The following is a 9,913-nucleotide window of genomic DNA, read 5'->3' as shown; positions in this document are numbered from 1 at the left end:
CCGCTCGGTGAGCGCCGGCTTCGACCAGCACCTGGTCAAGCCGGTCGATTTGGCGGCATTGCGCACCGCGCTGGCGCCGCTCTCGGCGCCCTAAAAGCGCGTCGCGATCACACCCGCTTCGATTCGGCCTTGCTCAAGCGGTGGTTGCAAAGAATTCGCCGTGCGGTTTCGCCGTCTGGAACCAGACATCCTTTGTGGGCATGGCTGAAATCGCAAGGACGATGCTCGCCTTCGGTGCCAGCGCTGCGATCACGCTGAGGTGGGCCAGGGCGTGCAAGGAGCGCAGGCGTGAAACGCGCTCTGGTTTGTCCACTGCCACGATCAGGCGCTTGTCGTCGAGCATCAGCGGCACCGCGCGAGCCCAGTGAGCCATTCGTGGCGTGACCCGCCGCACTGCCTGCGGATCGATCGGAAAGCGCGCCAGATCGACCAAGGGGTACCCCATCTTGTGTGCCAGCGCAGTTTGCAGTTCAGAGCGAGAGATGACTCCTTCTTCGACCAGTGTCTCCCCGAGAGGCCGATCGTCCGACTGCCGCGAGAGGGCACGGTCCAGTTGCGCAGAGGTCAGCAATCCCAGTGCGAGCAGCGACTGACCGATCGGAAGCAGCGGCATCCGCGCCTGGCGCTCGATTGCCGCGAGCAGCTCGCCTGGCGTGGCAATCCATTGCTCGGCTGCGGCTTGCGGGGTCGTTCGACCGAACTCGACGCCCGAGTAAGCGGAACGAGGGACGAAGACACGGTCGACGGACGTTTCGTCCTGGTTCGGCGAGAACAGATACAGCCCTTCGGCTCGTTCGACATGGCCTGCAGAACGACCGGTCAGCAGCCCGGAGGAGCCGGTCAGTTCGATCTTGTAGCTCCGCACTTTTGCCGGGGTCGGCATTTGCTCTGCCGGCGCATCCGCGAGCTGCTTGAGCGGCGCGACCGGAGTCGTCAGTGTGAGCCGTCGAAAACGCGAGAAAGGCACGGACACCTCGGTGCCCTCGCCGTGCGGCCTCAACACGAGTCTTGCGCCGGCCGCATCGAACCGGACCAGCTGCATCTCGACGCACGCGCCACTGCGGCTTTCAATGCGGCAGGGCTGCAAGACGCCGGCCACGATCGGCGCGCAGTGCAACACGAACGGCGGCGCAGGCCACTCCCACTCATTGAGGGCATCGAACTCGATGACAGGGAAAGGTGCAGAACTGTGCAGTGTCATGGCTTGTACAAAGCGACCACCGGGCGAGCGCTTCTCCGAGTGGCAGGCGTGGCGCTGATCGACCGGGCAAACTGGGTCAATTGATGAACTCGCGCCAGGACGTGCGAAGACCCACCGCCGATACGGGTGCCGGCGGATCGTCCAGTGTCATGCACTCACCGTCGCGCGAACACACGATGGTTCTTGTGCGAGCCGTCGGCAAGCTGGATCACCTCCTGCCCCGCGGGCGTCGTGTCGTCCACCAAGGAAGCGGATTGAGGGTCAACATAGGTCGATTTCCAGGAAGAAGACGATCATGACTATGAAGTGCATCTTGCCGATGCAGTGAAGAACTGCCTCTCGATTTATGTTCAAAGTCACGCTCTGCCAAGCTGAGAGTGCTGGCGTCTCATGCCCGTCAGCTTCCTGACCGCCACGCAACGTGAGCGCTACGGCCATTTCCTTGTCGGCCGACGCTCAGGGCGACCACGGCGGACAGTCCGTGGCCAGAGTTCACCTATGCAGGTGCGATACACTGAATACAGATATCGAAAGGCTCTACGATGGCGACTTCCATCCGACTCGACCCGGAGATTGAACAGCGGCTCGACCACCTGGCGGTCATGACGGGCCGCACCAAGGCGTACTACCTGCGCGAGCTGGTGACAAACGGACTGGAGGACTTGGAGGATTTCTACTTGGCCTCAGCCACGATGGAACGCGTCCGCAAGGGCCAAGAGCCCGTCTACAGCCTCGAGGACGTGGAGCGTCAGCTTGGCTTGGCGGATTGAGCTGACGGGTACGGCGGCCAAGCAGCTCGGAAAGCTGGACCGGAACGATGCCAAACGCATCCTCGCCTTCTTACGCGAGCGCCTGGCGTCCCACGAAGATCCTCGCAGCCTGGGCAAGGCCTTGACCGGCCCGACGCTGGGCACCTACTGGCGCTACCGAGTCGGCGAATACCGCGTCATTTGCGACATCGAGGACAGCGCCCTTCGCATCCTGGTGATCGAGATGGGTAACCGAAAAGACGTCTACTGTTGAGCGGCGTAGAAGCAGCTGTAGCAGCTCGCTAGAAGCTTCTCCTTTGAGCTCCCTCGATTCGGTCCTGGATCGGCTCGCCTCTTCGGCTCCGGCTTTAGCCGGACGCTAGGCCGTCCTCGGTGATAAGGCCCGCGCGAAAGGGTGTGGTACTCCGCTGCCCCCTCTTGAGCATCGGACAGAAGCACCGGAAGGTCGTCGCTGGTCTGCTCGTTGCAGTGACTGCGCCGCGGTGATGACTCTGCCGGTCGAATCCCATCTCGTGGTCCAGCCGATCAATGAGGCATGCGGTTTGCTCACCGGCTAGCAGCCGAAAGCGTCCCGCTTTCGCGAAAGGAATCACATGAACGCGATGAAGTTATCCGCTCTGCTGACCGCCGCAGCGGCCACCCTTCTGACGGGCTGCAATTCTATGAATCGGAATTCGGCAATGCCGAGCGGTGCTGCGGCGCCCGATCTCCAACGGACGAGTGCAATGTCGGCGGAGCAGATCATCGCCGCTTGGCCGGAGCGCCCGCGGCTCGGGGCGGCTCAGATGATGGCCAAGTACGGCCGTCCGCACGAGGTGACGTCCGAGCGGCTCGTCTGGCACAACGTCGGCGCCTTTAAACGGATCGCAGTTCTGAAGCTCGAAACACCGCACAACTTCCCTCTGCCGCACGTGGACTTTCTGGAGCACACCATCGCCTACGACGTGCCCCAGGACAAGGTCGGCGACTTGATCGCATTCGATGCCAGCAGCACGATCAACCGCACGGTCGGCGAGCTGTCGGCGCGCTGCGATCTGGAAGGGCACAACATCCTGACCTTGAACCTCGATCACGACATCGTCACCGGCAAGAAGACCGTCGCGCAGGCGCGGCAGGCCTTCGGCGACATCGTCAAGCAGGACGTGGCGGGCAAGCACCCGCCCTATGTCGAGGCGCTTCAGTTCCAGCCACCGAGCGCGAGCGCCACGCCCTTTGCCGACAAGCCGGTCATCGCCGGCTCACCTCTGCCACCAGCCGAAGCACCCGCTGCATCGAGAGGAACGGCCAATGCGGAGATCCTCGCTACCGTCATCGCCGTCGACATGAACGAAGTGCTCGCGGCCGGGCAAGCCAAGATGAAGAAGCTCAGTGCGCCGGTGATGGACTACGCGAAGATGCTGCACGAGCACCACGGCATGAACATGGACCAGACCATGAAACTGGGTCTACAGATCGGCGTCACACCGGTCAACACGCCCAAGGTCGAACGCGTGCAGAAGAAGGGCGCGGCAGAGCTTGCCGCGCTCGTGCCGCTGAACGGCGAGCCGTTCGAGCGTGCCTACATCGCGGCCATGATCAAAGGCCACGAGGAAGCGCTGAACATGATCGACAACGACCTCGTCAAGGCAGCGAGCAACGAGCCCTTGAAGAACCATCTTGCGAAAACGCGGGCCGAGATCGCCGCACACCTCGAAAAGGCGAAGACGCTGCAAGGTCGGATGAAGGGTTAGCAATCTCTCCCCGGCGCGTCGGCGAAACCTCAGCCCGAGCCGCCGCACAGCGTGCTCACCATCGGTCTCATCGATCGCGAAGGCGAGCCAACTCACGAGGCGGTCGAGCGCATCCTGGCTTTTCTTGCGGAACGTCTGCGCTAGTCACGCGACCTACATGCCGAGCAGCGAGCCCAGCACGCGCGCGATTGCGCCGTCAAACGCAACACGCCCTTCGACCGAGGTGAGGCAAATGCATTCGCCGCACGTTGCAACGACTGGCTGGTGATGGACGCTGTCATCGGCTTCGTCGAAATCGCCGGCAGCGAAGCGCTCGTTGCCGTCGTGGAAGGCGCCGTGCAGGACTTGGGTGAGCTCGCCGCCGCGATGGCTGTGCACCGGCAGAACCTTGCCAGCAGCAACGCGCAGCAGGTACACGTTGGCGGCTGCGTCGGCGAGCGTGACCCGGCTCCAGCGCACGCCGGGCGCGATCCGGCGCCAAGCGCTAGCCGTGGCACCGCGCAGGCTGCGCGGCCACGCCACGCCTGCCGGAAGGCTTGCCCGCAAGCGGCTTGGCGCGCCTGCCCGGCGCATCGATGTGGGCCAGCGTGCGTGTGAGCGCATCGGGCGCGAGCACGGCCGGCTCGAGCTCCTCGAGCAGCACGCCTCCAATGGCTTCGAGCTCGTACAGCCGCGCCAGGCAGCGCGGGCAGCGTTCCGCATGGGCGGCGATGACGACGGCGGGCCCGGGTGCCAGTGAGCCAGCCGCCAACGACGTCAGCAGCCTAGCGTCGCTTTGGTTCGCCTCATCGAGTGCGTGCCGTAGTCGGCCGGGTCAAGTCCGAGCTCCTCGACCCAGGCCTCGAGGATTCGGGCGTACCGTCCGCGCCTTACAGGTGTCTCACGTACGGCATCGTCAGCTCGAACTGCGGTGGACCTTCGCGCGCTGGCTCAAGGATGCCTCGGCGAACGAGGCGCGACACCGCCTCTGCATCGTAGTTGAGCGTCGTGACCTTCTTGGTCTCCGGCTGTGGCTCGGCGCCCTGGATGGGTAATTCGTTCGTTGCTGATGCGGCCATTGAAAGCTCCCGTTGGCAAGGGACAAAGTATCTATGGCCAGTGAGCGCAATGCCGGGGTCTGGGGGGTGAACTGATGCCCTCCGTGGAGCTCCGCACACCGTCCACGTAATTGTGCAGTGAGCGCGCGACGGATGCCGGCGGAACGGGAGGCAATGAACTACCGACATGCGCTACTTCCGCTCCTGGTCGCGGCCGCTGTGCGGCGAGGCGCACGCCTGGTTCCGCGGCGATGGCCAAGCGTGGCGCCGCAGCATCTTTGAGCCGGTCGGTGCTGCCACGCCAGGCGCTGGCGACGTCGGCGCCAGGGCCGACGGCGTCAGGCAGACGTCCAGACACATGATGACCGCGGCGGGTATGGCCAAACCCTCTGGGTTACGCGCCCGCTGCATCCGTCACTGCAAGACCGGGTCACCCCAACAGCAGGGCATCGAGCGACTGGTCTCATCCGCTTCCGCCGCCAACGCCTCGGTTGGCGCCAGCCGAAGGAGTTGATTCGTTGCAAGGCTCGAAGCCCCTCGACTGGCCAGCTTGACACTGGCACCCCGCGCGCCCGCCGCTACCGCGCAGCATCAAGTATTCCCATCTGACGCCGAAATACACGGCTCACGCCGCCTTATGCAGTTCGGCATCACTTCCAAACAGCACCGCGCCCGCGAGGCGCGCGAAAGGGCTCACGATGAATCTGAAACTGGGAACCCGGCTGGCGCTGAGCTTCGGCGCGGTGCTGCTCCTTGCCGCCATCATTGCCCTCGTCGGTGGCACCGCCTTGCGCGCCACGATGGGCAGCTTCCGCGTCGTCACCAGTGAGGTCCTGCCGAAGAGCGACATCGCTAACAACAACATCCGTGAGGCTTATGACTATGCACGGGCTTTCGCCTATATCGTCACCTCGGAAGGCCAGCCCGCCGCCGATGAACAATCGCTGAAGGCAGCGCAAGCCGTGCTGGTGGCGACCGTCAAAGCGGTCAACGACAACGTGGCAGCACTGGAGCCGATGCTGTCGACCGCCGATGAAAAAGCCTTGCTCGCCGACGTGAAGGCACGGCGTGCCGCCTACGGCAAGAGCCGCAATCAAGTACTGGAATTGAAGAACGCCGGCGCCCACGACAAAGCCACCGCGCTGATGTTCACCGAGACCAACGCGCTGCAGACGGTCTACATCGATGCCTGGAAGACCTTCATCGACCACGAAAAGAAGCAGCTGGTCAACCATGTCGAAGGCGCCGAAGGCAACTACCGCCAGGCCACAGGCGGCCTGTACGGCGTCCTTGCGCTGGCGATGGCAGCCGGCCTGGGAGTGGCGATCGTGCTCACGCGCTGGGTGCTCGGAGCGCTCGGCGGCGAGCCCGCGTACGCGGCGGCGATTGCCGGGCGCATCGCCGCCGGCGATCTCAGCGTCGACGTGCAGACCCGGCCCGGCGACAAGACCAGCCTGCTGTTCGCAATGAAGTCGATGCGCGACAACCTGTACCAGGTCGTCGGCCAGGTGCGCGCCGGCACCGACAGCATCGCCACGGCGACGGCGCAGATCGCCAGCGGCAACATGGACCTGTCGTCACGCACGGAGCAGCAGGCCAGCTCACTGCAGCAGACCGCGGCGTCGATGGAAGAGTTGACGTCCGCAGTCAAACAGAACTCAGCCAGTGCGCAGCAGGCCAACCAGTTGGCAGCAAGCGCGTCGAACGTCGCCGCGAAGGGCGGCGAGGCGGTGGCCAAGGTGGTCGACACGATGGGTGCGATCAACGTGGCGTCGAAGCGGGTGGTCGACATCATCGGTGTCATCGATGGCATCGCGTTCCAGACCAACATCCTGGCGCTGAATGCAGCAGTCGAAGCGGCCCGTGCCGGCGAGCAGGGGCGTGGTTTCGCGGTCGTCGCAACCGAAGTGCGCAGCCTGGCGCAGCGCAGCGCGGCGGCGGCGAAAGAGATCAAGACGCTGATCGGCCAGTCGGTCGATGAGGTCGAGGCCGGCGCCCGGCTGGTCGACGAGGCGGGCAGCACCATGCGCGACGTGGTGATGAGCGTGAAGCGGGTCAGCGACATCATTGGCGCGATCACGAGCGCAAGCGAACAGCAAAGCCAAGGCATCGAGGAAGTCAATCAAGCAGTAACGCTGATGGACCAGGCGACGCAGCAAAATGCGGCGCTGGTCGAGGAGTCCGCCGCGGCCGCGGACGCGCTGAAGAACCAGGCTGCGTCGCTCGCCGAGGTGGTCGGCTCCTTCAGACTCGAACCGACGACGGCGTGAGGATCTTCTCGATGACTCCCCTATCCAGGATGGCGGTGATGATCTGCATATCGCCAGCGGCTCAATTGGCGTGGTTGATCGCTATCGTTCATCGGCGAAGCCAATCGAGTGACCGCTCCCCAAGACCGTGACCTTCGTGAGCCGACTCGATGCTGGCTCTCGTCAGCTGACCGAGTGGGCCTTCACGCCCACCGGGGGCAGCACAGACCTTCGGTTCCCAGAGGCCCCCAGGGCTGGTGTCATGGCGACATGACGGAACGCACGACTTCAAGAGCCGTCATCTACCAGTGTTCCGATTTCGTGACCATTCGCTGAAGCTCGGCGCGCCGGTGCCGACATACTGAATTCAGGGCGCGCGGCGCTTGCGAGCAGGACACACCGGGGCCGCAACCCTGACAGCATCACCCACGATGCCGTCGTTTCGACATAGAGAGTCCAGACCATGTCTTTAACGGTCGACCGCTTCATGATGAAGGTGCTGATCGACTACCGCTGACCCGGGGTGGCGCTCATTTGCACCAGGGCTCGCCCAAGCAGGTGGCCAAACTGCTGCTGGACGGCAGCGCCGACATCGGCATCGCCACCGACGCCCGGGCCGACACGCCGCGGGCTTGCTGCTGGCGCAGTTTCCCGTCGTCACCTACGAACCCGGCTACACCGGGCGGCCGCTCCGGCGCCGGGGTCATCGCGCCGCGGCGTGCTAGCCGGCGTCGCCGGCCGCCTTTTCGACCGGCAACGTCACGGTGAACGCAGCGCCGCGGCCGACGCCGTCGCTGTGTGCGGTGAGGGTGCCCCCGTGCAGCGTGACGATCTCGCGCGCCAGCGACAGCCCGATTCCCAGGCCGCCTTGCGACATGCCCTGGTGGCGCCCGACCTGCGTGAAGAGCTTGAACACAGCGTCGAGCATCTCCGGCGGGATGCCGGCGCCGTTGTCGGCAACCGTGACGCTGAGGACGGCGCCGGCCACCGTGGCTCGCAGTTCGATGCTGCCGCCCGCCGGCGTGTACTTTGCGGCGTTGTTCAGCAGGTTGCCGAACACCTGCGCCAGCCGCATCGCGTCGCCTGCGAGCTGCACCGGCTGCTGCGGCAAGCGCAGCGTCAGCTTATGCGCCGCGGCCTCGACCAGCGGCGCGCTCGACTCGACCGCCTCGCGCACCACGTCGGCCAGCACCAGGCGCTCGGTACGCAGCGCCAGCTTGCCCTGTCCGACGCGCGACGCGTCGAGCAGGTCATCGACCAGCCGCACCATGAGCAGGACCTGGCGCTCCATCATGTCGCGCGTGCGCAGCGCCCCCTCGTCCAGCGTGCCGGCACGGCGCAGCAGCTCGAGCCCGGTGCGCAGCGGTGCCAGCGGGTTGCGCAGTTCGTGCGCGATGGTGGCCAGGTACTCGTCCTTGCGCCGGTCTTGGTCAAGCAGCGCCTCGACGAGCGTGGCGTGCTCGATGCCGATCGCAGCCACCGCGGCAAGCTGCGTCAGGGCCGCCTCGTCGGCGTCGGTGAAGGCCGCGCCCGGCGCGTGCACCGCGTACAGCAGGCCGAGGTTGCGCTGGCCGGAGCCGAGCAGCGGCACGCCGAGCCAGCCGCCGCTGGCCGGACCGGCTTGTGACGCGGACAACGGCGCGCGGCGTTGCGCGCGGTTGCTGCTGCGCACGCTGGCCGCCAGCGTGTCGTCGTCGGGTTCCGGTACGGCGACGTCGTCGCTGCCCGGCGGCGGGCTGCGGTGCTCCAGCACCGCGCCGCGCGACGGCATTGCGGGCACGCTCGCCGTCGCCGCGAGCGCGCCGGTCAGCGCTCGCGACTCGTCGGTTAGCAACGCGACGATGCGATCGAGCGACAACTCGGCGTTGATTGCGCGCGACGCGCGTGCCAACTGGGTCAGCCGTTCGGCACGCTCGGCCATCAGCCGCGCCTGGCGGCGCACCTCGAGCTGAGCGACCACCTGGTTGCCGAGCGCGCGCAACGCCGCGCGCTGCCGCGCTTCGAGTCGGCGCGGCTGGGTGTCGAGTACGCACAGCGTGCCCAGCACGTGCCCTTCAGCGGTGGTCAGCGGCGCGCCGGCATAGAAGCGCAACTGCGGTCCGGCGGTGATCAGCGGGTTGCACGCAAAGCGCGTGTCCTGCGTCAGGTCGCCGATCTCCACCAAGTCGGGCTCGAGCATCACCTGAGCACAGATCGAACTATCGAGTGGCGTTTCGCGCACGCCGAAACCGATTTCGGCCTTGAACCACTGGCGCGACTCGTCGATGAGGTTGACCACCGAGAACGGCGTCTGGCAGATCTCGCTGGCGAGCTGGACGAGGTCGTCGAAGTCGGCCTCGCGCGGCGTGTCGAGCACGCCGTAACTGTGCAACGCGGCGACCCGCGCAGACAGCGGCTTGGCGGTCGGCGACGGCACGTTCAATGCCTCACCGTCGGGGCGACGCCGCCGAGCAGCGCGGTCAGCTGATCGGGATTCAGCGGTTTGACCAGATGATGGTCGAAGCCGGCCGCGACCGCGCGCTCGATGTCGTTACGCTGGCCGTAGCCGGTCAGGTCGCTGACGGTGACGACCACTTTGTAGTCTCGAGCCATTTATTACGACCAAGGGCGAGCGCGGCACCGGGCTCGGGCTGGTAATAGTCTACGGCGGATGCCCGTCAGCCAACATTGAGGCCAGGCCGCCCCCGTTGGCAAGGCGCAGCCAGCATGGGTGGTCATGTCGAGTACCTTGTTTCTGAGGTGGGGCTGCATTGGCAAGCCGGGCAATCGACAGCGCCATGCTGTCGTATGCAAGAAACGGCTGGTGTCAGCCGGCTGGGCCGGCAGATCAGTACGAGCGCAGCGCCGCGATCCAGGCCGATCGCCGACAGACTTAACTGCCGCACCACGCCGCCGCGCTTGAGCGCTTTGTTGGGCTCCCGTAGAC

Annotated in this window: 10 protein-coding genes and 1 pseudogene; 5 read left to right on the top strand and 6 right to left on the bottom strand. The window is 65.7% G+C overall.

Annotation, left to right across the window (positions count from 1 at the left end; genetic code table 11):
- Positions 1-133 precede the first annotated feature (133 nt).
- A complete protein-coding gene (locus tag H0W38_RS08705; protein ID WP_292452939.1) occupies positions 134-1,099 on the bottom strand; it encodes a hypothetical protein in 966 nt (321 codons plus the stop codon).
- A gap of 644 nt (positions 1,100-1,743) precedes the next feature.
- Between H0W38_RS08705 and H0W38_RS08700 the strand changes: the two genes are divergently transcribed.
- From H0W38_RS08700 to H0W38_RS08690, 3 genes are all read left to right on the top strand, one after another.
- A complete protein-coding gene (locus H0W38_RS08700; protein WP_292452937.1) occupies positions 1,744-1,971 on the top strand; it encodes a DUF6290 family protein in 228 nt (75 codons plus the stop codon).
- Positions 1,955-2,224, top strand: coding sequence for a type II toxin-antitoxin system RelE/ParE family toxin (locus tag H0W38_RS08695; RefSeq protein WP_292452935.1), 270 nt, complete (start codon positions 1,955-1,957; stop codon positions 2,222-2,224). Before H0W38_RS08700 ends, H0W38_RS08695 begins: the two co-directional genes overlap by 17 nt.
- Before the next feature lie 472 nt (positions 2,225-2,696).
- Positions 2,697-3,701 carry a DUF4142 domain-containing protein gene (locus tag H0W38_RS08690; protein WP_292452934.1) on the top strand — a complete coding sequence of 335 codons (1,005 nt, stop codon included), beginning with the start codon at positions 2,697-2,699 and terminating at the stop codon, positions 3,699-3,701.
- A gap of 153 nt (positions 3,702-3,854) precedes the next feature.
- Here the strand turns inward: H0W38_RS08690 and H0W38_RS08685 are convergent, their stop codons facing one another.
- From H0W38_RS08685 to H0W38_RS08675, 3 genes are all read right to left on the bottom strand, one after another.
- Positions 3,855-4,118: a cupin domain-containing protein gene (locus H0W38_RS08685; RefSeq protein ID WP_292452932.1), complete on the bottom strand. Its 264-nt coding sequence runs from the start codon at positions 4,116-4,118 to the stop codon at positions 3,855-3,857.
- Positions 4,119-4,185: 67 nt separating this feature from the next.
- Positions 4,186-4,452 carry a hypothetical protein gene (locus H0W38_RS08680; RefSeq protein ID WP_292452931.1) on the bottom strand — a complete coding sequence of 89 codons (267 nt, stop codon included), beginning with the start codon at positions 4,450-4,452 and terminating at the stop codon, positions 4,186-4,188.
- Positions 4,453-4,570: 118 nt separating this feature from the next.
- Positions 4,571-4,759: a hypothetical protein gene (locus H0W38_RS08675; RefSeq protein WP_292452930.1), complete on the bottom strand. Its 189-nt coding sequence runs from the start codon at positions 4,757-4,759 to the stop codon at positions 4,571-4,573.
- A 677-nt stretch (positions 4,760-5,436) separates the two neighbouring features.
- On the opposite strand from H0W38_RS08675, the gene H0W38_RS08670 reads away from it, so the two are divergent.
- Together H0W38_RS08670 and H0W38_RS08665 are read left to right on the top strand one after the other, a co-directional pair.
- Positions 5,437-7,008 (top strand): methyl-accepting chemotaxis protein, encoded by a 1,572-nt coding sequence (locus H0W38_RS08670; RefSeq protein WP_292452929.1) that lies wholly within the window; start codon positions 5,437-5,439, stop codon positions 7,006-7,008.
- Between the two features lie 510 nt (positions 7,009-7,518).
- A pseudogene (locus tag H0W38_RS08665) lies at positions 7,519-7,617 on the top strand (transcriptional regulator); the annotation flags it as partial.
- Between the two features lie 91 nt (positions 7,618-7,708).
- Here the strand turns inward: H0W38_RS08665 and H0W38_RS08660 are convergent.
- Entirely contained in the window at positions 7,709-9,403 is a 1,695-nt protein-coding gene (locus H0W38_RS08660; protein WP_292452927.1) for an ATP-binding protein, read from the bottom strand.
- A 2-nt stretch (positions 9,404-9,405) separates the two neighbouring features.
- Entirely contained in the window at positions 9,406-9,561 is a 156-nt protein-coding gene (locus H0W38_RS08655) for a hypothetical protein (protein ID WP_292452926.1), read from the bottom strand.
- Between the last annotated feature and the right edge of the window lie 352 nt (positions 9,562-9,913).

It is taken from the genome of Methylibium sp. (genome assembly GCF_013817365.1).
In the GTDB taxonomy this organism is placed as follows: Bacteria; Pseudomonadota; Gammaproteobacteria; order Burkholderiales; family Burkholderiaceae_C; genus Methylibium.
Note: the sequence above shows the minus strand (reverse complement) of the source record. Positions and strands in the feature narration are given on the sequence as shown.